Origin of the sequence: Microbulbifer sp. MKSA007, from assembly GCA_032615215.1 — a bacterium.
Classification (GTDB): domain Bacteria; phylum Pseudomonadota; class Gammaproteobacteria; order Pseudomonadales; family Cellvibrionaceae; genus Microbulbifer.
Genome location: CP128433.1, coordinates 4,585,754 through 4,612,752 on the forward strand (window position 1 = coordinate 4,585,754; position 26,999 = coordinate 4,612,752).

Genomic DNA, 26,999 nt, shown 5'->3' on the forward strand with positions numbered 1-26,999 from the left:
TTATGATTAACACCTTGCTTATCTGCGGCGGTGGCGGCAGCGAGCACGACGTATCCCTCAGAACTGCTGATTTTATCGAGGACAAGTTGTCAGCGGCAGAGGACATCGCCCTATTGCGGGTGGAAATGGATAGCAGTGGCTGCCTTACCGACAGCCAGGGCCGGGTTTACCATATCTTTTACGATCGCAAAATTCGCGATGAAGAAGGTAACTCCTGGGATGTGGACTACGTAATTCCTGCAATTCACGGCTACCCGGGAGAGACTGGCGATTTGCAGTCGCAACTGGATATGTTCGGCATCCCCTATTTCGGCTCTGCACCTGAGCCCAGCAAAATCTGCTTTAACAAAATTAAAACCAAGATGTGGCTCAGCGCTCTGGGTATTGAAAACACACCTTACGAGTTTTTGCACAGCACTGAAGTCGAGGAACTACAAAAAGCTCACGATGCCCTGGAGAACTGGGGCGAGGTATTTGTAAAAGCCTCCAATCAGGGATCTTCCGTAGGTTGCTTTAAGGTCCGTGACAAAGAGGGCTTAGAGGCCGCGATCGAAGACGCCTTTAAACTCTCCCCTTATGTGCTGATAGAAAAAGCATTGAAAGCCAGAGAGCTGGAAGTTGCGGTTTACCACTACAACGATGATGTCATCGCAACCCGCCCGGGAGAAGTACGCGCCCCAACAGATACTTTTTACACTTATAAGGAAAAGTATGCCGAGGGCAGCCGCGCGGTCACCTTTATCGAAGCTGCTGATCTTCACGAAGAACAGCTTCAATGGATAGCCGAAGTATCCCTGCGCACTTTCAAGGCCCTAAAGCTTAAGGATTTGTCCCGCATAGACTTTTTCCTGACAGAGACCGGCGAACTCTACCTCAATGAGGTCAATACTTTTCCCGGTATGACCCCAAACTCCATGTTCCCCAAAATGATGGAAAACCACGGGCACAATTTCACCGAATACCTGGCCGGTCTGATCCGCTCTGCGGTATCTTCACCTAACGACAAGACATAATTAAAAGGGGCCTGTTGGCCCCTTTTCTTTTTTGCTCATTTCGATCCGACGGGCTAGTGCAACAACCACCCCTGTTGACGTCGCCGTGAAAACTGGCCGCGCAGAAACTCCATCTGATCGCCGCGAATCCGCTCACTGTTAATCAGGGCAAGGTATTCAGCTGCATTGGGACAGAAGGGCAAGGCCAACAGCTCCATGTCGATATTTTCCAATAGTTGATTGCCCTTATGCTGGTTACAGCGCCTGCAGGCCGCGACCACATTTTCCCAGGAATCAACTCCGCCTTTGGAAACAGGAATAACATGGTCCCGTGTCAAATCCACACTTTTAAAGAAATTACCGCAATAAAGACAAGTATGGGAATCGCGAAAAAACAGTGCTCGATTTGTTAGGGGTGGGCGCCGGCGCGGACGGGCCATACGTGCACCGCCACAGGCGATAATAGCGGCCAGATCGAGGCTGGAACGATCGCCATTGCGATTAAAGCCTCCTCTCACCCGCTGGACAACACCTCCCAGCGACCATGTAACCAGCTCCCGCACGTACAAACAGGATGCCTCTTGCCAACTCAGCCACTCCAGCGGTTGACCCGCCAGATTTAAACGCAATATTCTCGCGTGCATAACCTCGCCTCCCCACAGTCGAATAGAACAAGGCAGCCCCGGAACTGTTTCCGTGTAATCACAACGGTTTTTATAAAGAAGAAAAAAGAAGTTTTGGAGTGACAGATCGAAGGGACTGGATGACGATGACAGAAGCTGGCGCGATTCGCAGCATTAGAAAAAACTGCCACCTTCGAAAGTAAAAGCTTGCTCCCAGACAAGATGGAGGAGTCTGAAAGCTTTTTTACCAACGAAAATACAGATGCCCACAGGCGTAGTTTTGCCTTGGGTAATACGGGCACTTCTGCTGGTAGATTACTGAATGCGCCACCCTCCGCCGGCCCATGGGTAATTTGGCCGGCCTATCAACATTAAAGCGGATAACTATTACAAATTCCAGGCAGCGACATGCCGCTGATGGAATAACAGCAAATTACAAAAGAAAGGTGTAAATTGTAGAAAGCGTTGCAGGCAGCAACAGGCAGGTTAAAGCAGAATGTAAAACACCGCCCAGGCAATCCGGCCCGGGCGGTGCGTCTCACAGGATGGTGCCCATATCCCTAGGGCGAGCGGCGCAATCCATTTATCCATTGCCGCAGTAGTGCAGTCCCTTTCGCGTCCTTGCAAGTTAATTATGGACATCAAGGGAGAAAAAGTAGGGGAAATCTGCTGAATTTTGTGTAAGAGATATCTCACAAACTGAGTTACCTGTTACAAAAGGGAGGGAAGACAGGAAATTAATCCCGTGTTAACTATAGGGGTAAATAGATAAGCGCGGCAACTATAAACATCTTTATTTCAAGTTCAATCGATACCATGAAGAAAACGTTGAAATATACGCTAATATTTTTTATCGCCCTCGGCGCGGTGCTTTCTACCGCCTTAGCCACCTTTAAATCCAGCGTCAGCGTGCCTTGGCGCCAGCTGGTCGGTGGTGTCAAAACAACAGAAAAAGAAGTGACAGGCCGGCTGACCGCAGCAAATGGATACTCGGTCCAGTTATTTGCAGGGGATGTTCCCGGCGCACGCTGGCTCACAGTGACCCGCAATGGAGACATCATCGTCTCTCAGCCTAAACATGGCAAAGTTTCACTTTTATTACAAGATAAAGACGGCGACGGCCGCAGTGACGGGCAAAAGACCCTTATTGATAATCTTCAACGGCCCCACGGATTATTGCTACACGACGGCTGGTTATATATTGCCGAAAGTGACGCAGTTGGACGGGTTCCCTTTGATCATTCTGATGGGCGACTCGCTGGGCGCTACCAGAGAATTATTGAAAATCTTGAGGACGATGGACACTGGACAAAAACTATTGATATGAGTCCCGATGGATGGCTTTTTCTCAGCAGTGGTTCCAGCTGCAACGTTTGTATTGAAAAAGATCCTCGCCGCGCAACCATCATGAGAATGAAACCAAACGGAGATAATTTTGAAATATACGCCACCGGCCTGCGTAATAGTGTGGGGTTCGATTGGTCTCCAAAAGATGGCGGACTTTACGCAACAGATAATGGCCGCGATTGGCTCGGCGACAACTTGCCGCCAGATGAGCTCAACCTGATTCGCAAAGACCAATTCTACGGATGGCCCTACGCTTACGGTGACCGGGTTCCCGATCCGGATCTTGGGGTGGATGCAAGCCCTGAAATCCAGCAAAAGATTGCTGACTCAATTCCTGCTGTGTACGAATTTCGCGCTCACAACGCGCCACTCGGGATTAAATTTTTGCGCAGTGTGGAACAGCCTAAGGATTATCGCCATGCAGCGCTGGTCGCCCTGCACGGCTCGTGGAACCGCAGCGTGAAAGATGGTTATAAAGTTGTCTCCCTGCACTGGAGTAACGACGGGGAAATTCAACAGAGGGATTTCCTGTGGGGATTTCTCAGTAATGACCGCCAAACGGTTTACGGCCGCCCTGTCGCCATCGCCGAGGATAAACTGGGCAACATCTATATTTCCGATGACTACGCCGGTGCAGTTTATCGTGTGAGCCAAGGGACCCCTCGCCAAGCTGTATTGACAACACAGCAGCCACAACTGCAAAAAACATCCACGGCCAACGCGCTTTCAATAGATGCCGAGGTGGTGCAACTGGGCGCGCAGCTCTATCGGTCTAACGATTGTGCCCACTGCCATCAGGCCCAGTTTCCCCTGCGCAACCTGTCCGCTAAATACACAGCGCAGACCCTGGCTGACTACTTCGATGCCCCAACACCACCAATGCCTAACTACAACTTTACGGCGGTGCAGAAAAAAGCCCTGGCGCACTATCTATTATCCCAAGAGTCGAGCCTCTAGGAATTGCACGCCTAAACGACACTGAGAAGAGGCTCCCGGATGAGGGGGCCATGGAATTGACCCCCGCAGCGCCAGCCGCTAAGGTTGCCCCGCAATTAAGAGGCGATGCTATGGCGGCAAAGAAAAAAACAGCAACTTTTGAAGAGAGTCTCGAGGCGTTAGAACAGCTGGTTGAGCGACTCGAAGGCGGAGATCTCCCATTGGAGGAGGCTCTCGCTGATTTCGAAAAGGGAGTGAAACTCACCCGGGAGTGCCAACAGAAGCTCGCCAAAGCCGAGCAGAAAGTGAAGCTGTTAATTGAAGAGAGCGGCAATATCCGCGAGCTCCCCTTTGATGCCGACGACAACTCCGGGGACCCAGTTTAAGTGAGTTCCGCAAACCTGCCAGAGGAGCTGAAAGCCTTTCTACAGGCCTCCTCCACACGCGTCGAAAGCCGAATCCAGCAGGCGCTCAACACCCCGATCGACGGCTCAGAAAAGCTGTTCGAAGCAATGCGCTATGCCGCACTGGGCCCCGGCAAACGCCTGCGCCCCGCTCTCGTCTACGCCTGTGCCCAGGTTTTTCGGGGTGTCGATTTTGACCTGGCCTATTGCGATAGCACAGCGGCGGCCCTGGAGTGCATTCACGCCTACTCCCTGGTCCACGACGACCTGCCGGCAATGGATGACGACGACCTTCGTCGAGGTCGCCCCACCTGTCATATCGCCTATGACGAAGCCACAGCCATTCTCGCCGGCGACGCACTGCAAACCCAGGCTTTCGAGTTGCTTCTCGCAGAACCGCTCGCGCCTCAATTGCAGTTACAACTTATGCGTGAGCTCGCCACTGCGGCGGGGGCCCGAGGTATGGTCGCCGGCCAGGCTATCGACCTGGACTCCGTTGACCAAACCCTGACCCTGGATCAGCTGGAGCCCATGCACCGCCTGAAGACCGGGGCTCTGATTTGTGCCAGCGCACGTATGGGCGCACTGCTGGGGGGTGCCAGCGAGAGGGAGCTGGAGATTATTACCGGCTACGCCCAAGCTATTGGACTGGCATTCCAAGTTCAGGACGATATTCTCGATATCACTGCTGAAACTGCGGTTCTGGGCAAAACCCAGGGCGCCGATGCCCTGCGCAACAAACCCACTTATGTCTCTCTGCTCGGCGTCGACGGCGCCCGGGACAAGCTGGCAAAACTGCACGCCCAGGCCTCCCAGGCACTGCAAAGTCTCGATGGCGATACCCTGCTACTGCAGCAGCTCGCAGACTATATCGTGCAGCGCGGACACTAAGTCACAGCCTTGCCTGTGGGGTTTGGGATGCAATATGCCCGCCACGGGCATACAATCCCCCTCAATATCACCATCTGTTGCAACTGATACATTTGATGCTCGAAGAAATTCCACGCACACGCCCGCAGACACCGCTACTCGACTCGATCGACGACCCGGCGCAGCTGCGCGCCCTCGATGAACGCCAATTGCCGGAACTCGCCAGCCAATTGCGCGAGTACCTGCTGTATTGTGTCGGCCAGACCGGCGGGCACTTTGGTGCCGGTCTCGGTGTGGTGGAACTGACCATCGCCCTGCATTACATATTCAATACCCCGGAGGACCGGCTGGTTTGGGATGTGGGCCACCAGACCTACCCCCATAAAATCCTCACCGGTCGCCGCGAACAGATGCTGTCCATGCGCCAGCAAGGGGGCCTGTCCGGCTTCCCCAAGCGCAGTGAGAGCCCCTACGATACCTTTGGAGTCGGCCACTCCAGCACTTCGATCAGCGCCGCCCTGGGTATGGCCCTGGGCTCCCCTGACGATCGCAAGGTAGTGGCGGTGATTGGTGATGGCGCCATGACGGCGGGAATGGCTTTCGAAGCCCTGAACCACGCCTCCCATACCGGCAAGGACATGTTGGTTGTTCTCAATGACAACAGTATGTCTATCTCAAAAAATGTCGGCGGCCTGGCTACCTATTTCGCCAAAATCCTGGCCAGTAAAACCTACCTGAATATGCGCGAGGGCAGCCGTAAGATACTGTCTGCCATCCCCAAAGCCTGGCAATTGGCGCGACGCACCGAAGAGCATGTCAAAGGTATGATCACGCCGGGTACCCTGTTCGAAGAACTGGGTTTTAACTACGTGGGCCCCCTGGATGGCCACAACATGCACGACCTGGTCCACACCCTGCGCAACTTGCGCAGCCAGCCGGGCCCGCAACTCCTGCATATTGCCACCATCAAGGGCAAAGGCTTCGGCCCCGCTGAAGAAGATCCGGTGGGCTACCACGCGCTGAACAAGCTGGAGCCGGAAGCCAAGGTGCAAGTAGCCATACCCGGCAAGAAGAAACTGCCCAAGTACCAGGATATTTTTGGCCAGTGGCTGTGCGATGCCGCAGAGCAGGACGAGCGCCTGGTCGCTATTACCCCGGCCATGTGTGAGGGCTCCGGTATGGTGGAGTTCTCCAAGCGCTTCCCGGACCGCTTCCACGACGTAGCCATTGCCGAACAGCACGCCGTCACTCTCGCTGCGGGCCTCGCCTGTGAAGACCAGAAGCCGGTAGTTGCTATTTATTCGACATTTTTACAGCGCGGCTACGACCAAATGGTGCACGATGTGGCAATCCAAAACCTGGATGTCACTTTCGCCATCGACCGCGCCGGCCTGGTTGGGGAAGACGGCCCCACGCACGCGGGTAGTTTTGACCTCACATTTATGCGCTGCCTGCCCTACCTGGCTATCGCCGCGCCCAGTGACGAAAACGAATGCCGCCAGCTGCTCTATACCGCCTACAAACACAGCGGCCCCACTGCTGTGCGCTATCCGCGCGGAACTGGTATGGGTACCGCCATCAACAAGGAAATGACAGAGCTACCGATCGGCAAGGGGCGCCTGTTGCGCCAGGGCAGTGGTGTAGCCATCCTCAGCTTCGGAACCTTACTCGGCCCCGCTATGGCCGCTGCAGAGCAGCTGGGGGCCTCCGTAGCCGATATGCGCTGGGTAAAACCCCTGGACGAGACACTGATCGATGAACTTGCCGAGAGTCACCAACTCTTAGTTACCATCGAAGAGAACACCATTGCTGGTGGTGCTGGCAGTGCCGTACTCGAATACCTTAATAGCACTGCGCGGTCGGTACCGGTGCTGCAACTGGGGCTTCCAGATCAAATTATTGAGCACGGCAAGCACAAAGACCTGCTGGCGGCCATCGGCCTCAATGCCTCCGGTATTGAGGAACAGATTCGCAGGCGCTTGCAACTGATCAATCACCAGGAGTTTGGCAGTCGCACAGCGGCAGCCAATTGACCCAGCCCGCCTTTGGCAGCCAGCTAATGCGGCTGGCTGCTCTTCGAATGCCCGGCAATAAATTGCCGGCAGTGGTAACAAACCACCCATTGACTAAATCCGGCCACTATTGGGGCCACACGTTTTCACTTGAGGGGATTATGTCGTTTATCAGAAAAGCCCTATTTACATCCCTGGGACTTGTTGTGAGCCTCAATGCCTCAGCGATGGACCAGGACACCTTCCGAAAAGCTTACAAATCCCTTCCTGAGCGCAGCGCCTCCGAGCGACTCACCGCCCTGCAGGATTTGCGCTATCGCTGGATCATGGAGAGTTATCCCAGCCAGGCAACCTACGAGGGCTATCCCGGGCAAAATCATCGCTGGGTGGATAACTCTCTTAAGTCTGTGGAACTGCGTCAAAAGCAGACCAGAATCCTTTTAGGGGCTGCACGTAATATCGATCAAAGCGATCTGCCAGCCGAACAACAATTGGATTACCAGCTGCTCTACCAGGACTTGTTGGGAGAAGTGAAAGGCTTCCAGTTCCCGGACCACCTGCAACCGCTTACCCATATGAGCGGCATCCAACGCAGTATACCGGAAGTAATCAACAGCATGCCCAAGCGCACTGCAACCGATTATGAGACGATAATCAGCCGTCTGGAAAGGTTGCCAATCCTGATTGAACAAACCCAGGGGCTGATGCGCCGGGGTCTGCGCAAAGGAGTCACGCCACCACAAATCACCCTGCGCGACCTACCGCGTCAAATACGCGCACTGGTACCTGCCGCGCCGGAGCACAGCCCATTGCTGACAGCATTTAATCAAATGCCTGAGGCCATTCCAGCAACTAAGCGGAAAAGCCTGCAGCAACGCGCCTATGCCATTTACAGCAAACAACTGGTACCGGCCTGGCAGGGTATGGCTGAATTTGTTGAGCGCAAATATATTCCCGAGGCCCAGATAGATACCGCTTTAACCAGCCGCCCTGATGGTCTGCGCTGGTACGCCCATAAAGTGGAAGAGAATACCACCACCGACCTCAGCCCCGAGGAGATCCACCGCATTGGGCTTGCGGAAGTGAAGCGAATTCGCGGGGAGATGGATAGAGTTATCCAGAAGACAGGCTTCCAGGGAGACTTCAAAGCATTCACCGAGTTTCTGCGTACCGACCCGCGCTTTTACCACACCAGCCGGGAGGGGTTACTGCGGGATTACCGCGATATTGCCAAGCGCATTGATGCAGAGCTGCCCGCTCTGTTCGGCACCTTGCCACGCCTGCCCTATGGCGTGAAACCTATACCCAGTTATTCAGAACAATCCCAAACCACAGCTTATTATCTGCCCGGCTCCAACGAAGCTGGCCGTGCAGGTATCTTCTTTGCCAATACCTACAACCTGCCCAGCCGCCCAAAATGGGAAATGGAGGCGCTCACAGTGCACGAGGCGATGCCGGGTCACCACCTGCAAATTGCCTTGGCACAAGAGCAAACTGATATTCACCCACTGCGCCGTATGGCTCTCTATACCGCATTTGTAGAGGGTTGGGGCCTTTACTCCGAAAGTCTCGGTTACGACCTGGGCCTGTATAAAAACCCCTACAGCGAATTCGGTGCACTCTCTTACGATATGTGGCGTGCAGTGCGTTTGGTTGTGGACACCGGTATGCATCAGCTGGGCTGGAGCCGCGAGGAAGCGATCGAATACTTTATGGAAAACAGCGCCAAACCGCTCCACGATGTGACCGTCGAGATAGACCGCTACTTAATTTGGCCCGGCCAGGCCCTGGCCTACAAGCTAGGGCAGCTCAAAATTAAAGAGCTGCGCAAAGAGGCGGAGGAAACCCTGGATAGCAATTTCGACATTCGCAGTTTCCATGACGCTCTGTTGGGATCTGGAGCACTGCCACTGAATATTCTTGAAGAGCGCATGGACAACTGGCTGGAAAGCCAGGCCTCTGTATCTGTTCACATCGACATGCAGCAAGCTGAACAACCCGCCACCAGCTAACGATTTTTTGCGGCAGGGATTGCCTGCCCGCCTATTTATTCTCAATTTTCACCTACCTTTTGCAATGGAACACTGATCCATTGCAAAAGGGTTTTCTATCGGTGAACACTCACTACGACCTCGCCGTAATTGGGGGTGGCAATGCCGCTCTGTGCGCAGCGATAACTGCTGCCGAACTTGGGGCCAAGGTGATTATCCTGGAAACTGCCCCCAAGCCCTATCGAGGCGGCAATTCCCGCCACACCAGGGATATACGCTGTATGCACCGAGGCCCCCTGGGTCCACTGGAAGGTGATTACAGTGAAGACGAGTACTATGAAGACCTGCTAAAAGTTACCGGGGGTAAAACCAATGAGCAGTTAGCTCGGCTGGTTATACGCTCATCAGAAAAAGCGCTTCCCTGGATGCAAAAGCACGGCGTTCATTTCCAGCCGCCTCTGTCCGGCACACTATCCCTCACGCGCACAAATGCTTTTTTCCTTGGCGGCGGTAAGTCCCTGGTTAACGCCTATTACCGAACTGCAGGCAAATTAGGTGTTGATGTGCTGTATCGGGCACACGTTAAGCACCTGCAGCTAGAGGGCAATCATATTACTCGTGTCGACTATGTTTACGAGGGACAGCAATACCAAATTGAACCCAGGTCAGTTGTAGCAGCCTCCGGCGGATTCGAAGCCAATCTTAAGTGGTTGGAAAAAGCCTGGGGCCCAGCTGCTGAAAATTTCCTGATACGCGGAACACCTTATAACCGGGGTGTGGTCTTGGAAGATTTACTGGAGCAAGGCGTGCAGTCCGTCGGAGATCCCACCCAGTGCCATGCAGTGGCAATTGATGGGCGAGCGCCGAAGTTTGATGGGGGCATAGTAACCCGCCTGGATTGTGTCCCCTTTTCCATCGTCGTTAACAAGGAGGCCCAGCGCTTTTATGACGAGGGAGAAGATATTTGGCCCAAACGCTATGCCATCTGGGGCCGCCTTGTCGCACAACAGCCAGACCAGGTGGCTTTTGCAATTATCGACTCCAAGTCTTTAAAAATGTTTATGCCATCAGCATTTCCTCCGACCGAAGCGAACACCTTGGAGGAACTCGCGGAAAAAACCAGTTTACCCTCTGAAAAACTGATCGATACCATAGCAACCTTTAATGCTGCTTGTGGCAGTAGTGACGCTTTTCACCCCACCGAGCTGGATAGTGTCGCCACTACCGGCCTGACACCAGAAAAAACTAATTGGGCCCGCCCCATCAGCGAGCCACCATTTTACTGCTATAGCTTACGCACCGGGGTTACCTTCACTTATCTGGCGCTCAAGATTGATGAGAATGCCCAGTGCAGCACTGCCACAGGGCCGGTAAAAAACTTGTGGGCTGCAGGAGAAACCATGGCCGGGTCAATCCTAAGTCAGGGATATCTGGCTGGGTTGGGTATGATGATCGGCACCGTTTTTGGGCGTATTGCTGGCAGGGAAGCCGCTAACTATGCAAATGGATAATTTGGAAGAGGCACGGCGGCAAGCAGAAATCTGTAATGCCTGTCGCTATTGCGAGGGCTACTGCGCCGTTTTTCCAGCACTTCAACTACACCGCTCTTTCTCAGAGGGAACCATCACCCAGTTGGCCAATCTCTGCCACAACTGCCGAGGTTGTTACTATGCCTGCCAGTATACCGATCCCCACGAATTCAATATTAATATTCCTCAAGTCATGGCCGAAGCGCGACAGAAAAGCTGGGAAACTTTTGCCTGGCCGGGAGGTATTGCTAGAATGTTCCAAAAACGCGGCAGTCTGATCGCCCTGGCTACTATCATCGGATTTGCCGTTATCTTTTATGTAATAAGAGTATTGAAACCCAGTGGTGGTGAGGGCTTCTACGCAATTGTTTCTCACGCCACTATGACCAGTATTTTTTTACCGGCCTTTCTTTATCCGCTGTTTAGCCTGGGGATAAGTTTACGTCGCTACTGGAGGAAAGTCGACGGGGAAAAAATTACCTGGGGTCAATTTAGAAGTGCATTAATTTCAGCAGGAAAACTTAAGAATCTATCCGGGGGCCACGGGGATGGATGTAACTTCGAAGAGGAAGACCGATTCAGCAACCAGCGACGATACGCACACCAAGCTGTTCTATACGGCTTCTTATTGTGCTTTGCAGCTACCTGTTCGGGCACAGTAATGTATTACTTTCTGAACATGCCAGGGCCATACTCGATTTTTTCTATACCCAAATTACTTGGTATACCCGGTGGATTACTCATATTAGTGGGGTGTAGCAAGCTTATTCAGCTAAAGCTCAAGGCTGATCCAGAACTTGGCTCAGCAAGGGTTTGGAGCGGGGAGATGGGGTTTGTTGGCCTACTGTTATTCATCGCACTCAGCGGTCTATTACTTTTTTCCCTCGGGGGGACAGCCGCACTCCCCCTACTATTGGATTTACACTTGGGTGCAGTTCTCGCATTTTTTTTACTCACGCCCTACACTAAAATGTCTCATGGTTTTTATCGCATGGCAGCGTTGATTCGGGACGCTCAAATGAAATCCGAAAGCAAAAAGTAAGGCCTTATTACACTACCAATCAAAATTGATTCCAAAGTAAATTGAACGAGGCTCTCCAGGGAAATAACGGCTACCACTAAAACTACTGTAATCCGCACGCTCAGCGTAGGCTTTATCGGTAATATTCAGTATTCGTGTAGAAATTTCATATTGTTTCCACTGCCAGGCCAAATGGAGGTTCAGTAAGTCATGTCCTGGATACCGATGAGCATTTTGAGGATCTGTAAAATAGCTACCCTGATGTAACCATTCAAGCTCCGCCGATACCAAAGAATTCGGGGACCAGTGAAGTCGATAACTACCAAAGGTCTTTGGTGCAGTATCTACAAGATTTCCATCCAGATCTACACCTTGCAACTCCCTTTGATCTGCATAACGATGTTCTGCATAGCTGGTACTCACCTCTAGCCGTAAGCTTTCAGTGAATTCATAATCTACAGCCAACTCAACTCCCCAGTGCCGGGTTTTGCCATTGGACTGGTTAAAATAGTCGACATCACGAAATATTACACTCTCCTTTTTCATCGTATAAGCCACCCACTCATATGACAATGAGTTGCCGATTTTCCTCAGCCCTATTTCAAAGCTATTAATTTCCTCTGGATCCAGCTCTGCTACCGTCTGCTCTCGCTGTAATCGATATAACTCTGTCGCTTGGGGTACACGATAACCCTGGGCCAATTGAGTAAAGAGTTGTAGTTCATTACTTAACCATAATAGCGCTCCCAACTTGGGGGATATATTGTTAAAGCTATCTTTTCGGTCATTTGGCCGGCTAAACCGACAGCCTCCAAAGTCACAGGGTAATCCATTTTCATCTGTGCGCCCGGGAAGCATTTGATTATCGTAGTCATAGTGTGCAGATTCAATCCTGACTCCACCAGTGATTTCCAATTGATCATTAACCTTCCAGGTTGCCGATGCATAGGGGGCGACATTCCAAGCTACGACTTCATAATCGTAGTGCTTTCCCATTGGTATGGTTGCTTGCAGAAATTCAGAGCCCTCGGTAACACTCTCTTGGGCTTCCAGGAGATATCCTTTACTTAATTCAGTATCAATACCAGTTAGCAGATTTAGCTGCTCATCCAGCTCCAGATAGTAACTGCTTCTTACCCCAACACTCTCCTGGCCATTTTCCTCCATTGGTTGCCCCGGTAAATAATGCTGCAGAAAACGCATGTCAGTTTTACGGAGGTAAGGAGCCAAATGTAATTGACTAGTTTGATTCACAGGTATATCAATCAGAGAGTAAAATCTGAGAGAATTGGCATCTCGAAACGCCTCTGGATTAGGGTTGGTACGACTCAATCGACGATTGCGGTAAACTCCGCCACCCTCGAGGTAACCAGCCGTCTCCTGATTTAAGCTTGTCGCTACTAGACGAGTTCGAACTCTGCTATCACCGACCTGGTGGGTATACTGGATGCTAGCCTTTTGCTGGTCCAATCCTGACTGATCCCTATATCCTCCATCAGTCATCAAATACAAATCTGCACTGATCACATCACCTTCAATACTGAGGCGACGATCTGCTGATACACCCAGTCGATAGTAATCGTGGGGCCCCGCTTCAGTGTTGAGAGATCCATTCTCTCCTTCTACAGGATCGCGGCTGATAACATTGATCAATCCATGCATTGCATTAGAGCCATAGAGGGTACCAGCAGGCCCTCTAACCACTTCGACATGCCGAGCTGTCTCGCTGAAGGATTCAAATAACTCATTGATATTACAAAATCCATTTGCTCTCAATGGAATCCCATCTTCTGCTGTCAACAAACCACCACAGGCTCCTGCACCAGTCAGTACTGGAGAACGTAGGGCTGGCAGGTATTCCTGTCCATTCCCTCTTGCTAGGTTTGCTCCAGGTACACTCACCAGGCTTTGTTGAATATGGGTATTACCACTTTTTCTGAGTACATCATTATCTACAACAGAAATACTCTCCATCCGCTGTGAAATATCCTGTTCATATCTACCCGCAGTCACAACGATAGTTTCAATCTGAGTTTCACTGCTATGTGAAAAACTGATCGGAAGCAGAGCCAGTGCAATATAACCCAAAGTGATCTTATTTATGATCCTCAAGTCCACATCCCTATTCTTTAAAAGATAGAATATCTTATGTTGTGTCCAGATAATATCAGAAAATCATATTCATAATCCTTATAAATATTAGCTAGCTCTAGCTTCCTTACTAAATGGCGTAGAATTTAATATTTTACTTCTCGTTACTCTTTACGCAATAAAAAATGCAAGTAACAATTAGACAAAGAAACAAAAAAGATCAAAACTCTTAACAATTTTTACAGAGAGATTATCTTTCGAGTACAAGCACACTAAAGTATAAAAGTAAGTATATTCAGAGTTCTGCACTAGTCATAAAGAAGAATAGATTCTGCATAATTGTATATACTATCACTATAGAAAATTATCTGGCGCTAAAGTAACCAATATAAACCTAAAACACTAAATCAGGATAGGTGCTAACAGCATAACTATATAAAAACAAAGAATTTATTAACGTGGTCAGGAGCTAGCTTCACAGAGTAGGGCTTAAATATTTTAGCCAGATCGAAGATCTGGCATCGTCGACATACTTAGATTTAAGCCTTCATATATACAGATAAAGATTTAAACAGGTCATGTCTCTCACTGTTTTCTACTCTATTCTAATCTCTTTCATAATAGGTATAACCTTGCATACTTGCATTGAAGGTCTTAATTATTTGCTGACGTTCACGAGCACTAATACGCCCACTGCGAACAGCCGCTTCAACCTTATTACGAAAACGCGTCTTTACTTCATGCGGCTGATACTCGACATAACTTAAAACATCCTCAATAGTATCCCCATGAACCTCTTTCACAAACTCAAAGCTGGCATCTGAATTCAGTCTCACACTGACAACATTCGTATCACCAAATAAATTATGCAGATCACCTAGAGTTTCCTGATAAGCGCCCACTAGGAAAACACCGAGATAATACTCCTCGCCGTGCTTTATTGAATGCAGAGGTAAGGTTTTTTCGACTTCCTGGTTGACTACGAATCGCTCAATTTTCCCATCACAATCACAGGTAATGTCGGCCAAGATAGCACGCCGACTTGGAGTCTCATTTAGTCGATGAATAGGCATAACAGGAAATAACTGATCAATAGCCCAGCTATCAGGTAAGGACTGAAATAAACTAAAATTACCATAATAGATATCAGCTAGTGAATCTGCCAAGCCTTCCAGATCTTCAGGTATTCGCTTCATTTCTGAAAGAGTCTCTTTTATACGATGCAAAACATTGTAATAAATTATCTCTGATACAGAACGAACACGAAGATCTATTTGGCCACGCTTGAATAATTCGCGAACTTCGTCCCGATAAAACTGCGCATCATTGAAGCACTCTTGTAATCTTTGAGGCTTCAAATAAGTCAGAATTTCACGCATATTTTGAAGCAATTGATGCTCATCTTCCTCAGCTTCTTTTAACTCTTCTGAGTCGAAACTTACAACATCAAGGATATTAAAGAGCAAAATTGATGTGTAGGCTACAGTAGCACGACCAGACTCCGTAACAATTATCGGGTGGGGTAAGTTATTACTATCTAATGTACTCTTAATTGTATCAATGATATCTTCGCAGTATTCCTCAAGTGAGTAATTTCGGCTTTGTCCAGTACTTGACTGTCTACCAGTGTAGTCAACTGCTAAACCACCACCTAAATCAATATACTTTAATGCCGCGCCCTCTTTACATAAATCGGAGTAATAGCGACAGGCTTCTAGTACACCACCGCGGATATCGCGGATGTTAGGAATCTGAGAGCCCAAATGGCAATGTAGTAACTCAAGGCAATTGAGCATTTGATGCTCGTTTAAGTAATCAACCACATGTATAAGTTGACTTGATGACAGTCCGAATACACTTCTCTCACCACTAGTAGCACTCCAATGCCCACTCACTTGAGTCGTCATTTTAACGCGCACGCCAATATGAGGGAAAATATCTAACGCTTGACTTCGCTCTACAATAATCGGCAGTTCGGTTAAGGTTTCAATAACAAAGATACATTTCAATCCAAGTTTTGTTGCCTCTAACCCCAATTCTATAAATTCTTGGTCCTTATAGCCATTACAAATAATTAGGCTATCTAGTTCTTCGATAGTGGATAAAGCTGCAATCATTTCGGCTTTACTACCAACTTCAAATCCATGTTGATAGCGAGAACCAAACTGAGCTACTTCATCGACAATTTGGGCCTGCTGGTTTACTTTAATTGGATAAACACCTTGGTATTTATTCTGGTAATCCAGTTTTTCGATTATCTGACGGAATGTTTCATTAAGTGAGCTAATACTTTTATCAAGAATATTCTCGACACGCAGTAAAATAGGCATGTGTAAACCGCGGTCCTGCATACCCTCTATGATTTTCATCAAGGGAACAGCGTCTGCCTCATCATCACTAGGATTTTTTACGACAACATTACCCTGTGAATCTATATCGAAATAACCATTGCCCCACTGGTTAACCCCATAAATATTCCCTGCCTCAGCCATATTCCACTGAGTATTAACTTCACTCTTGAGTTTATCTTTCTCTAACATCTTTTTACCATTAAGAATTCATTAGATTCCACTGAAGTGAACATTCCACACCTTGCGCAAATCGTAAGAAGTGGGAATCAATGCAATCTATGATCTCTTTTAACTCCGCGTCAGAGTTAGCACCACAACGCAAATCCAATTGATCACCACTTCCGTTCATATCACAGAAACCCATATCAAACTCAATATGGCCGCAATCGCTGCTCCAGTGGGCATTAACTTTGTGAGCGAAGTGCTTACATAAACGCCTAATCATCCTCTCGCTGTCAATATGAATTACCGTTGAAAAAGCTAAAAATTGGCTATCATGCTCAGCCTCAACTTTATTAATAGTGCTCATATCCCCACTTCTTAATTAAATCACTTTATGCCGAGCCAACTTTTAAACGAAAAGATGTATTCAGCAATTAACATCTCTGGTAATGATAATCATTATCAAAGATGTTAATTGCTTTCATGGCCGAAAAAAACCACTTTTACAATTGTTACGGCAGTATAATAGCTAATAAAAACCGTCGATAATTAAAACATTTTGAACTCAAAGACAGCTTTAAGCTTGCTAATGTTAAACAAGCCTGATTAGAATTTTAGAAAGGAGAAAATACTTGAATAATGCCTAAACCGATACTTAGTACACCTAAATTTACCGTTTAACTTAAGCTAGTCTTTTATTATGAAAATCTATAACCTTTGCCATGAATCGTAGCAAAGCGGTCAGCCGATATACCAACTTCAATAAACTTTTTCCTGATACGACTAAGATGCATCTCAAGGCTTCGATCATAACGGGAAAATTGCCTGTTGAGTACCGCACGATATAAAAATTGCTTACTAACTACCTTGAATCGGTTCTCAGCGAGTATCCAAAGTAATCGAAATTGAATAGGTGTAAACGCTAAATTATCTCCCCTATAAAAAACCTGCTGCCTTGATTTTAATAACCTTAAATGATCGATATCAATCTCACCCTCAATGTTACTTTCCCCCTTGTGAGTCCTACGCAGTATTGCGTTTACACGCAGCACTATCTCAGTGGAATCAATCGGTTTGGATATAAAGTCATCAGCCCCCTGCTGAAAGCTCTCTATCCTTTTTGCCGTTGTATTAATTGAAGAGAGAACAATTACAGGCGTTTGCCCCCAGCTACGTATAGCCTGTAAAGGTGATAAATCATCATTGGTGGGCAAAAACGCATTAACTAAAATAAGATCAAAATAGTCTGCGGGCATTACCATCAACCCTTCACTAACATCTTGACATTGAGTGACATTAAATCCTTGCTTTTGCAAAGTGCCGCTCAATTGTCTGCTTATTTTAGTATCACTTTCCAATATTAAAATATGCGCAGTTGCCACAACAGCCTCTTATCCACAACCAAATTAAAACTTGAATTTTTTGAATCCAAAATTATTCATAGCGCAAAAATACTCTCGCCCACCGACGACCTTAATATGGAGGAACCCGACTGGAACCTACACATAGCTCTTACTTTTGACGTCTGACAGTAATTTTAATAGTACATTTTCTAAACTATTTTCAATGGATACACATATGACTTACCAGGACATTTAGCACTGCAAAACATTAATACTGCTGCGCACTTCCTGTACAACCATTGCACGGGACACGCCACCAACACGCTTAGTGCCCAACACAATATTGCATTGGCTCAAACACAAATCTATTCACATTTAGAACACCAAAACTTCACAATGCAGCTTTATGTATCAACCTAAATTCACCGATATTAATGATAATCACTATCATTTGCAACAAGTGAAATATATAATACTCCCTCAGAACCTATTTTCTCATGATTTGAGACACTTTAATGTCAGCCCAAAATCCAGCGCTTTCCGGTCGTATCGTCAAGACTTTTTTTACTATGTGCTACCTTCAATAGTCGGCTTAGTTGCAATAACAAGCGCCAACCTGATTGATGGCTTTTTTGTCGGCAACACCATAGGTACAGACGCTCTCGCTGCAATCACTCTAATGATCCCGTACTTCACTTTGTTGATAGCTATTGCCATCATGCTGGCAATAGGCGGGGCTGTGAGCGTAGGTAAAGCCATAGGTGAGAAAGATCCGAAAACAGCAAACGCGATCTTCAGCCAATCCCTTATTGCCGCTGTGGTTATTAACACTCTGTTAGCGCTGGGCAGCTTAGCCTTCAATGATTTACTTTTTGAAATACTCAATATTTCAGCCCAGGTTGCTGTATTAGCAAGGGAATATTTCGACGTCATTCGCTGGGTGTTCATTTTACAGCTAACCACAATGGTGCTGTATTATTTTGTACGTGCTGATGGCCATCCGATATTAGCCACATGTGCATTAGTAATCGGCGCTGCTCTCAATATTATTCTCGATGCTTGGTTTATCGTGTACTTGGAATTCGGATTAGCTGGGGCTGCTTATGCAACTGCAATAGCACAAGTTATACAGTTTTTAGTATTGAGCCGTTATTTTTTTAGCAAGAAAAGAACACTTAAGTTCGAATTACAACAAAGAAACTGGAAACTACTTCTTAACTCAGCTTATAACGGTATATCAGAGTTTATAAACGAGATATCTGTTGGTATTATTTTTTTCATTCTAAATACTTTAATGATAATGCGGCTAGGCGTAGATGGTGTAGCGGCATTTACTCTGGTCAATTACTTCATTTTCTTAAGTGTCATGCTTAGTTATGGTTTAGCTGATGCACTTCATATCGTTGTCAGTCAAAATTTTGGCGCTCGGCACTTAAATAGAGTGAAATCTTTTTTGTCAATTGCAATATTAAGTACCATCTGCCTGGGTATCATAATCGTTGCGCTGCTCGTTTTTTGGCCAGAAACTGTTCTGAGTTGGTTTACCAATGAACAAGATCAGGAAATATCCCGAGTCAGCATGCAATTATTGCCATTGTTGCTTCCACTATTTTTAATTAATGGGACTAACATCGTCTTAACCTGTTACTTAACAGCAATACACAAACCAAAACCTTCAGCTTTAATTGCTATTAACCGCAGCTTATTATTCCCCGCCGTATTTTTAATTGCCTTTTATTATATGTTGCCCAGCTGGCACTTATTACCAGCAGCAATAAGTGATTTATCATTTATTGTTGCACTGCCATTAGCAGAATGGTGCACCTTTTTGTTGGCCGCCTATTTTTGCTACCAATACAGGCCTACGAAGCTGAAAGTGAATCAAACTTCAGTCTAAGTAACACCAAGTGAGATACAGCTCTAAAACAATAGTAACAATTGTAAACTTACTTGCTGGTGAGAATGTGTATCATTATCATCTGAGTAAGTTCTTTTACTTAGTATCTCCAGGAGAATATCGTCATGCCATTCACCGCAAAAGAGCTGGCGGAAAAGGCTTCTTTTCAAGCATTTGCTAATGCATATATAAGAGAAGTTGACCCCGGTGTTTGGCATACAAGCTCTGATTGGCAATTACAAACTGGTGTGGCCCTTGAAGAAGAAAATGGTTATGCACTAGAACTTTATTTGAACGGAACTGGAGTTACACTTGCTTTAGAGGCTTCTTATCGTTCAATTGTCGGCCGACATGTATTTACTAAAAGCTATCGCAAATTAGCGAATCAATGGAATTGGCAACCCATAGATTTTACTTCTGCGATTATGATGTTAATAGATAACATTTATGCAAAAGATAATAACCAAAACAATAAGCCAAATACTCCAGCCAACAAAATAGAACTATTAAATCGCACTTTAGAAAGTCTTCAAATCATGCAGGATTATCTTACTAAGCGACTAGATGATCCTACACTTAATAGCTCCGATTATATTTGTTCTGAACAGTCTCTGTTATTTGGACATTGGCTTCATCCAACACCTAAGTCACGCCAAGGCATTCACTCTTGGCAACATGAAAAGTATACGCCGGAATTGAAATCTAAATTTCAATTACACTTTTTTGCCGTGTCAAAAGATCTTCTGGAGCAAGATTCTTTACTCGATGAGAGCGTTGAGGAAATTATCAATAATATATTAGGGGCCGATATCGATATTGATATCGATAAACAACTAATACCTGCACACCCCCTACAAGCACAGTGGCTGTTACACCAGGACTATGTTCAGCATTTACAACGTGACGGATTAATTGTCGACTTAGGTCTTATGGGTAAGATGTTTACGCCCACTTCTTCTGTCCGCACTTTGTACTGCAGTGAGCTGAATTATATGATTAAGCTCTCGATCCCTGTAAAAATAACTAATTCGCTAAGAAAAAATATGGCTCACGAATTAGATCCGGGATTAAATGTTGGAAAGTTGTTCTCATTAAGCAACTTCAAGCAAAAATTTCCACAGTTTGTTTTAATTGAAGATCCTGCCTTTATTACTGTTAAATTACCTAATATGCAGGAAACAGGCTTTGAAACTATTATACGGCAAAATCCATTCAGTAAAGATTCAAACAGTCTAGAACTACCCACAGTTTCAATCGCTGCATTGGTACAAGACCCTATCTTATCCGGAACTCAGTCTAAATTAGCGCAGCAAGTTTTAAGCTTGGCTTCCAAGCAGGGCATTAGCGTAGAAGAAGCAGCGTTAAAATGGTTTAATTGTTATTGGCAATGTGCAATTGAACCAACAATTAGACTTTACGATAGTCAGGGTATTGGTTTAGAGGCTCACCAACAAAATTCTCTATTAACTATTTATGATGACTGTCCAATTAGATACTACTATCGAGACAATCAAGGTTTCTACTTGTCAGAAAAAATGCAGGATGAGTTGCTCGAAGCTGTACCTGAGTTGAGGAATAATCCTGACTTATTTTATCCTGACAATATGATTGCAGACCGGTTTGGATACTATCTTTTTGTCAATCAGTTATTCTCAATTATTGGCCGTATGGGACAAGATGGCCTTATTGATGAGAATAAACTATTACAATTAAGTTACAGCAAGCTTAATCTTCTAAATTCTAGGGTACTGACAAGCGTCGGCAAAAACTTTACAGATAGATTATTTAATAATTCTAGTATTCCCTGCAAGGGAAATCTTCTAACTCGCGTTGAAGATGTTGATGAGCTGGAAGCGGAAAAAGAATTAGCCGTTTACACTAATATACGAAATCCTTTCTTCGACCTGCATCAAGAAAGCTTGACTACCCATAAGCAAGTTAACGAGGTGACTCTTGCTCACAGTTAACCCACGGCAGTATTTATCTCAACAAGCCCCAGAAATCTCTCCTTATAAAAATTCTGACAGCTACTTAGCTGAAGAAAAAAGAGTGATTCGCCAGCTCCTGGAAGCATTATTGTTCGAGCATCTTTGTGATTACTCTTATCATGATGGTTTTTTCTATTTTACATTAGGAAGATCTTTTTATCGTGCCTCAGGAAGAATTTCTGGTTTTAGTCGAATTAGAATCAATGCAGAAGAAATGTTTTTTTCTCAAAGAGATGAAATGCATGTAGATACAAAATTTCAGGCACAATGGATAAAAGATAAATCTCAAAGTATTGATTGGCAACCAATAACACTAAATGCCCTCATTGAGGACTTGCCTGCTTCTGTAGCAGTAAAGAAAAAGCTAGCGATTGAGCTCGAACAAACTGTTAAACTTTGCCAGTGGAACAATAAGCATTTAAACCGCCATATAAGCCGTCGTGAATTAACATATACCCAGTTAGAGTCTGCAATTGATGAAGGGCACCCTTATCATCCATGCTTCAAGGCACGAACTGGGTTTAGTGAGCTTGATCATAAACTTTATGGTCCAGAGTTTGGCAATAATTTTCAACTACATTGGTTGGCGATTAGACGATGCTATTTGAAGCGTCGATTTAACTCTGTAACTGAAAAAATATTTTGGGAAACTGAGCTTGGTGAACAATGTTACCAGCAGTTAAATACACAAATTAAAAATCTAACTTCCGATAGTACTGCATTTTCATTGATGCCTATCCATCCATGGCAGTGGAAGTTTTTAAAAGATAAACTTGAGCCCGCTATTGCTGATGGACAAGTATTTTACCTTGGAGAGGCTGGCGATCAATATCAAGCCAGCATTTCTATTCGTACATTATTAAATATTAGCCATCCTGAAAAAGCTAATATAAAACTACCTCTGAATATAATTAATACTTCTTCACTACGCACTATAGAAAGTCACACCATTTGTACTGCACCTGCTATATCAAACTGGTTAATACAAATTCTGGAGTCGGATAACTACCTGAAGCAAAATATGATTTTGCTGGCGGAGTACGCCGGAATAAGGCCTACAAATGATGGCACTGAACATCAGGAATGGATTGAGAATCTCGATGGTCAATTGGGTGTAATTTTTCGACAGAGCCTGCACTCATACTGTGATGAGAAAACTGTAATACCTTTTGTAGCCCTAAGTATAATAGAACAAGATGGCAGCCCTTTTATCGAGCCCTGGATTGCCGAATATGGTTGTCATAGTTGGCTGGAGAACCTGCTCGAAAAGGTGATTATTCCCATATGGCACTTACTAGTTCATCACGGTATTGCAATTGAGGCGCACGGGCAAAATATCTTATTGCAACATAAAGATGGTTGGCCTGAAAAAGTTATAGTGCGCGATTTTCATGAAAGCATGGAGTACGTTCACAATTACTTAGCACAACCGGAATTAGCGCCTACTTTTACTGACTTCGAGGAAGAATATAGTTTTGGCGGGCCAAACCAATATTATTGGATGGAAAGTGTCGAAGCTTTGCGCGAACTTTTAGTAGATACCTTATTGGTTTTTAATTTATCTGACTTGGCCGTATTACTTGAAGATTACTACCAATTTCCAGAAAGTGAATTCTGGAAATCAGTTTATCACAGCTTTAGAAAATATCAGCAATCAAACTTAACTGATCAAAAGCGCATAGCCCAAATCGATTTATTCCAACCGGAAATTAAAACCGAATCACTATTGGATAAGAAATTTCGCGGGAATCGTGAAACAGAATTTCATCATCACATAAGAAATCCGTTAGCAGACGCTGCTTTACATGATACCCAAAAGGAAACCTCCAAGACATCAATATCAGTGCCAGCAGTACCAGGAAAATCCTATGCTTACAATAAATGATAAGTTTTATAGTAAAGAAGACTTTAACGAGCAACAGCAGTCCTATGTCTCAATAAATACTATTAATGAGAGTAACGCTGTTGCGGTATGTGTTGAAGATAATTTTATTTGGTTGACTCTATGTTATTACTTAAAGTCAAAGAAAATATCTGCCATGCCTATCCACCCCAGTGTTCCAAAGGATACTGCAAAGCGTATGGCAGAAAAAGCTGGCTGCGAATTGCTGATTTATGGTGACTTAGCAGGATTAATTGAGCTACCGGCAACTAATTTGAATAAATCTGAAGCAGGTATTATTCAAATGAGCTCCGGCACCACAGGTGAGCCAAAATGCATATTGCGAAGCTGGGCGGATATTGATATTGAGGTAAAGAGTTATTGCCAGGCTTTCAGCGACCCGGACAGCATGACTCCAGTTGTCGCTTGTCCCGTTACCCATTCATATGGATTAATTTGTGGCGTAATGGTTGCTCTGAATCGGGGTCAGTCACCACTGATAATTAGCAATATCAATCCTAAATACCTTATCAAGAAGCTGCAGAGTTGTCAGCGTCCGCTTTTGTATTCTTCTCCGGTAATGTTGCAGGGATTATTACGTTTATGGCCGGCCAATAGCAAACTATTTGCTGCTATGACTTCAGGTTCCACTATGCCACAACAGGTATTTGAGCAGATTCAGGCACGTGTAGAAAACTTATATCAACAGTATGGATGCTCTGAAGCGGGCTGTATTAGTATAGGACAGGATTTATCTGCTGCTAACGATCAAGGAAAGCCATTACCTCATGTCGAAATTACCTGTGGTAATCTCGACAATAAACAGCAAGAGATAGTTGCTTATGTAAAAACTGCATCAGGAATTAAAACTGTTAAAACACAGGATGTCGGCTATTTGAGTGAAAATGGTCGGCTGCATTTTCTTGCACGAATGGATGACACAATCATCGTATCAGGGCTAAATGTATATCCTGCAGAAGTAGAAGATATCATACTTGAACACCCGCAAGTTAATGATGTAGTGGTATTTAAGATAGATGATCAATTTGCGGGCCAACGAGTTTGCCTACAGTATGTCGCTTCCCCAGCAATAGACCCCTCCGAACTACGCCAATGGTGCAGTCAACACTTAGCACTATTTCAAGTACCGCAAATATTACAGCCGGTCGATGAGATAATGCGAATGGCTAACAGTAAAGTGAACCGTAAGCAGATTGCGCTGAACTATCAACAGAACATACTAACCAGAACAAATAAAAGTAGTGAAGGAAAACAAGCTGAAAGAGCCAACTAGTAAGTAGGGGCTATCTATTGAGCAAACAAACAATATATTAATTATGCAAAAGACTGAAATAGTAGATTCGATTCAGAGCATACTTACTAATGAGTTGAATCTAACACATATAGAAGATGTTCAGCTTCACTCCAAGCTAAATGAAGATTTATACCTTGATTCCGTACTGATCCTGCAAGTACTTATTAGCTTGGAATTAAAGCTGGGAATTGATATACCCGATGAAGCCTTGAACTTGAAGGATTTTGATACAGTCGATAGCTTTAGTGAGTTTATATTAGGCCGGGTTAACTATAAGAGCGAGAATGGCGCTTCTCCCAAACATACCGATCCTCAAGAGAAATCAGGAGTCGAAATAGCTCCAGCAGAACAAGCTGAAGAGCAGACAGAAGAGTTTGAGGATATTAAAGTACATTGTTTTGTGAGTTGTCTATGCGAGTGTATCAAAGCAAATGATCATGTTGACCATAGACCATTTTATTTTGGTGTATGGGACGCCGATGTTGTAGTTGATAATGATTATTGTATCAACTATCACGCTGAGAATTTGAACCATGACTTCTTTCGAAACTGGTTCGAGAAAATTTATGGTGTCGAGGTAAAGTCCTGGTACAACCAAGGCTTATCCAAAAGCGACAATATTAACACCTTACTAACATTACTAGACAATAAATCTGCCAGTCAGAACATAATGGTAATGCTAGATATGTATAGGTTGCCAGAACGCGAAAATAAGTTTAACCAGAATCCATTCCCTCACTACGTAATGCTGGAAAATAGCCAAAATCCAGAAATGTTATTTATGTGGGATCCTGATTTTCGCTGGGAAGGAGAGCAAAATAAAAAACAAGTATTACACGCAATTGAGTCGGATGCTGTTGCTGGCGGTTATATCTTTGATAGCAGCCAAATTAAACCAAGCTCCAATCAGGCAATCCATGACTATTTTACTACCTGTTTGAACTTAAACAATAATCCGATGACGGATGCTGTGCGAAAAATTGTCAAGGCACATTTGGCTCCTGAAAGTCAGCTAAGCCCCTCTAATTTAAGCCGTGCTCTCACTCAGCTTCCCGTATTGGCTATTCGAAAGTATGCCTACGAACATGGCTTAGCATATTTTATGTTGCAGCTAAATTTGGATTTTGATGAATTTGAAACATGGTGCGACATTATTGAAGAGTTAGTTTCCACTTATAAGCAGATTCAATTTCGTTCTATGAAAATCGCGAATTACGCTACTGAAGGAAACTATCCATCCGAATCATCGACAGATATTAAAACAGAAATCATGCAGCTACTGGATCAACAAGATCAGCGAGAATTTAAAATCAAAGGTCAGCTACATACATTATTTCAACAATGGCAAAACCATGTAGCTATTACTAACAAAGAACGTTCCAATGAGGTGTGCATATGATTTTATCTATCTGTACAATCTCTTTTCGCCATCAACTGGTTTCAATTGATCATTTGGCAAAGTGGGCGAAGCATAATCATTTTCAGGGTATTGAATTGTGGGGAACTCACGCAAAAAACCTCGCCTCTCAACCAGAATATAATAAAGATTGGTTGGCGGACTACGGCCTAAAAATCACGATGTTAAGTGATTATTTAGCACTATATGCCACTGAAGCTGAGTTACATAAACAAGTAGAACATTTATGTTACTTAGCAAAACATTGGGGTGCTAAGAAAATTAGGACTTTTGCCGGCTCCGAGGCAAGCGCAAACACATCTGAGCATGGCTTTGCACGATTAACAAAGACGTTGCGCAAGGTCTGTCAATGGATGTCCCGACATGATCTCAACTTGATTATTGAAACACATCCCAATACATATGCGGATTCCGTCCCAGCAACAAAGCATTTATTACAGAGCGTTGCTTGTGACAACCTTCAAATCAATTTTGACGTACTCCATGTCTGGGAATCAAAAACTGAAGTGATCCCAGCTTTTGAGGCTTTAAAAGATAATATTAATCATATCCACTTAAAAAATGTAAGTTCTGCAGAATTCCTGAATGTGTTCTCGCCTGCTAATGTATATTCTGCTTCTGGCTCGCGGGAAGGTATTGTCCCGCTGTTTGATGGCGCTGTTAACTATCAGGAATTCGTAAGTCATATTAGTCAACATCCAGACAAGAGAGTCCGCAACATTGAAGCTTCACTGGAATGGTTTGGTGATGACTGTAAAGAAACACTAGCTAGAGATAGATACCTAATTCAACAACTTCAGCAGTGTCGCGAACCACTAGCCATTTAGT

19 protein-coding genes are annotated in these 26,999 nt (G+C 45.4%); 14 read left to right on the plus strand and 5 right to left on the minus strand.

All coding sequences use genetic code 11. The features are described from left to right. Positions 1-2 precede the first annotated feature (2 nt). Positions 3-1,013, plus strand: a complete 1,011-nt coding sequence (locus tag QT397_23335; GenBank protein ID WNZ55745.1) for a D-alanine--D-alanine ligase — start codon at positions 3-5, stop codon at positions 1,011-1,013. A gap of 53 nt (positions 1,014-1,066) precedes the next feature. On the opposite strand, the gene QT397_23340 is transcribed toward QT397_23335, so the two are convergent. Further along, complete coding sequence (locus QT397_23340; GenBank protein WNZ55746.1) at positions 1,067-1,636, minus strand: HNH endonuclease; 570 nt, start codon at positions 1,634-1,636, stop codon at positions 1,067-1,069. Positions 1,637-2,443: 807 nt separating this feature from the next. Between QT397_23340 and QT397_23345 the strand changes: the two genes are divergently transcribed. The 7 genes from QT397_23345 (at position 2,444) to tcuB (ending at position 11,746) form a co-directional block, all read left to right on the plus strand. Next, positions 2,444-3,919 carry a PQQ-dependent sugar dehydrogenase gene (locus tag QT397_23345; GenBank protein WNZ55747.1) on the plus strand — a complete coding sequence of 492 codons (1,476 nt, stop codon included), beginning with the start codon at positions 2,444-2,446 and terminating at the stop codon, positions 3,917-3,919. 110 nt (positions 3,920-4,029) lie between these two features. Further along, entirely contained in the window at positions 4,030-4,284 is a 255-nt protein-coding gene (locus QT397_23350; GenBank protein ID WNZ58587.1) for an exodeoxyribonuclease VII small subunit, read from the plus strand. 15 nt (positions 4,285-4,299) lie between these two features. Next, positions 4,300-5,193 (plus strand): polyprenyl synthetase family protein, encoded by an 894-nt coding sequence (locus tag QT397_23355; protein WNZ58588.1) that lies wholly within the window; start codon positions 4,300-4,302, stop codon positions 5,191-5,193. Between the two features lie 95 nt (positions 5,194-5,288). Next, a complete protein-coding gene (dxs, locus tag QT397_23360) occupies positions 5,289-7,205 on the plus strand; it encodes a 1-deoxy-D-xylulose-5-phosphate synthase (GenBank protein WNZ55748.1) in 1,917 nt (638 codons plus the stop codon). 140 nt (positions 7,206-7,345) lie between these two features. Next, the gene (locus QT397_23365; GenBank protein WNZ55749.1) at positions 7,346-9,196 is read left to right on the plus strand and encodes a DUF885 domain-containing protein; all 1,851 of its coding nucleotides are present in this window, start codon (positions 7,346-7,348) and stop codon (positions 9,194-9,196) included. Positions 9,197-9,276: 80 nt separating this feature from the next. Beyond that, positions 9,277-10,686 carry an FAD-dependent tricarballylate dehydrogenase TcuA gene (tcuA, locus tag QT397_23370; protein WNZ55750.1) on the plus strand — a complete coding sequence of 470 codons (1,410 nt, stop codon included), beginning with the start codon at positions 9,277-9,279 and terminating at the stop codon, positions 10,684-10,686. After that, positions 10,673-11,746 carry a tricarballylate utilization 4Fe-4S protein TcuB gene (tcuB, locus tag QT397_23375; protein ID WNZ55751.1) on the plus strand — a complete coding sequence of 358 codons (1,074 nt, stop codon included), beginning with the start codon at positions 10,673-10,675 and terminating at the stop codon, positions 11,744-11,746. The genes tcuA and tcuB overlap by 14 nt, the downstream gene beginning before the upstream one ends. 12 nt (positions 11,747-11,758) lie before the next feature. Here tcuB and QT397_23380 read toward each other — a convergent pair whose 3' ends face one another. From QT397_23380 to QT397_23395, 4 genes are all read right to left on the minus strand, one after another. Then, the gene (locus tag QT397_23380; protein WNZ55752.1) at positions 11,759-13,837 is read right to left on the minus strand and encodes a TonB-dependent receptor; all 2,079 of its coding nucleotides are present in this window, start codon (positions 13,835-13,837) and stop codon (positions 11,759-11,761) included. 584 nt (positions 13,838-14,421) lie between these two features. Then, on the minus strand, positions 14,422-16,356 hold the full coding sequence (speA, locus tag QT397_23385; GenBank protein WNZ55753.1) for a biosynthetic arginine decarboxylase: 1,935 nt from the start codon (positions 16,354-16,356) through the stop codon (positions 14,422-14,424). Positions 16,357-16,366: 10 nt separating this feature from the next. Then, positions 16,367-16,696 (minus strand): DUF2218 domain-containing protein, encoded by a 330-nt coding sequence (locus QT397_23390; GenBank protein WNZ55754.1) that lies wholly within the window; start codon positions 16,694-16,696, stop codon positions 16,367-16,369. 331 nt (positions 16,697-17,027) lie between these two features. Then, positions 17,028-17,711: a response regulator transcription factor gene (locus QT397_23395; GenBank protein ID WNZ55755.1), complete on the minus strand. Its 684-nt coding sequence runs from the start codon at positions 17,709-17,711 to the stop codon at positions 17,028-17,030. Between the two features lie 367 nt (positions 17,712-18,078). On the opposite strand from QT397_23395, the gene QT397_23400 reads away from it, so the two are divergent. The 6 genes from QT397_23400 to QT397_23425 all read left to right on the plus strand — a co-directional run bounded on the left by QT397_23400 (position 18,079) and on the right by QT397_23425 (position 26,998). Next, a complete protein-coding gene (locus tag QT397_23400; protein WNZ55756.1) occupies positions 18,079-19,569 on the plus strand; it encodes an MATE family efflux transporter in 1,491 nt (496 codons plus the stop codon). A gap of 125 nt (positions 19,570-19,694) precedes the next feature. Continuing rightward, the gene (locus tag QT397_23405) at positions 19,695-21,536 is read left to right on the plus strand and encodes an IucA/IucC family protein (protein WNZ55757.1); all 1,842 of its coding nucleotides are present in this window, start codon (positions 19,695-19,697) and stop codon (positions 21,534-21,536) included. Further along, a complete protein-coding gene (locus QT397_23410) occupies positions 21,523-23,442 on the plus strand; it encodes an IucA/IucC family protein (GenBank protein WNZ55758.1) in 1,920 nt (639 codons plus the stop codon). The genes QT397_23405 and QT397_23410 overlap by 14 nt, the downstream gene beginning before the upstream one ends. Then, entirely contained in the window at positions 23,426-24,733 is a 1,308-nt protein-coding gene (locus QT397_23415) for an AMP-binding protein (protein WNZ55759.1), read from the plus strand. Before QT397_23410 ends, QT397_23415 begins: the two co-directional genes overlap by 17 nt. A 43-nt stretch (positions 24,734-24,776) precedes the next feature. Continuing rightward, positions 24,777-26,153, plus strand: coding sequence for a DUF6005 family protein (locus QT397_23420; protein ID WNZ55760.1), 1,377 nt, complete (start codon positions 24,777-24,779; stop codon positions 26,151-26,153). Next, a complete protein-coding gene (locus QT397_23425) occupies positions 26,150-26,998 on the plus strand; it encodes a sugar phosphate isomerase/epimerase (protein WNZ55761.1) in 849 nt (282 codons plus the stop codon). The genes QT397_23420 and QT397_23425 overlap by 4 nt, the downstream gene beginning before the upstream one ends. The last annotated feature ends 1 nt before the right edge of the window (position 26,999 follow it).

What these genes read in the sequence shown, in the direction of transcription:
- QT397_23335 (WNZ55745.1), top strand. Translation starts at nt 3, where the DNA reads ATGATTAACACCTTGCTTATCTGCGGCGGTGGCGGCAGCGAGCACGAC.
- QT397_23340 (WNZ55746.1), bottom strand. Translation starts at nt 1,636, where the DNA reads ATGCACGCGAGAATATTGCGTTTAAATCTGGCGGGTCAACCGCTGGAG.
- QT397_23350 (WNZ58587.1), top strand. Translation starts at nt 4,030, where the DNA reads ATGGCGGCAAAGAAAAAAACAGCAACTTTTGAAGAGAGTCTCGAGGCG.
- dxs (WNZ55748.1), top strand. Translation starts at nt 5,289, where the DNA reads ATGCTCGAAGAAATTCCACGCACACGCCCGCAGACACCGCTACTCGAC.
- QT397_23365 (WNZ55749.1), top strand. Translation starts at nt 7,346, where the DNA reads ATGTCGTTTATCAGAAAAGCCCTATTTACATCCCTGGGACTTGTTGTG.
- tcuB (WNZ55751.1), top strand. Translation starts at nt 10,673, where the DNA reads ATGCAAATGGATAATTTGGAAGAGGCACGGCGGCAAGCAGAAATCTGT.
- speA (WNZ55753.1), bottom strand. Translation starts at nt 16,356, where the DNA reads ATGTTAGAGAAAGATAAACTCAAGAGTGAAGTTAATACTCAGTGGAAT.
- QT397_23390 (WNZ55754.1), bottom strand. Translation starts at nt 16,696, where the DNA reads ATGAGCACTATTAATAAAGTTGAGGCTGAGCATGATAGCCAATTTTTA.
- QT397_23400 (WNZ55756.1), top strand. Translation starts at nt 18,079, where the DNA reads ATGTATCAACCTAAATTCACCGATATTAATGATAATCACTATCATTTG.
- QT397_23405 (WNZ55757.1), top strand. Translation starts at nt 19,695, where the DNA reads ATGCCATTCACCGCAAAAGAGCTGGCGGAAAAGGCTTCTTTTCAAGCA.
- QT397_23415 (WNZ55759.1), top strand. Translation starts at nt 23,426, where the DNA reads ATGCTTACAATAAATGATAAGTTTTATAGTAAAGAAGACTTTAACGAG.
- QT397_23420 (WNZ55760.1), top strand. Translation starts at nt 24,777, where the DNA reads ATGCAAAAGACTGAAATAGTAGATTCGATTCAGAGCATACTTACTAAT.
- QT397_23425 (WNZ55761.1), top strand. Translation starts at nt 26,150, where the DNA reads ATGATTTTATCTATCTGTACAATCTCTTTTCGCCATCAACTGGTTTCA.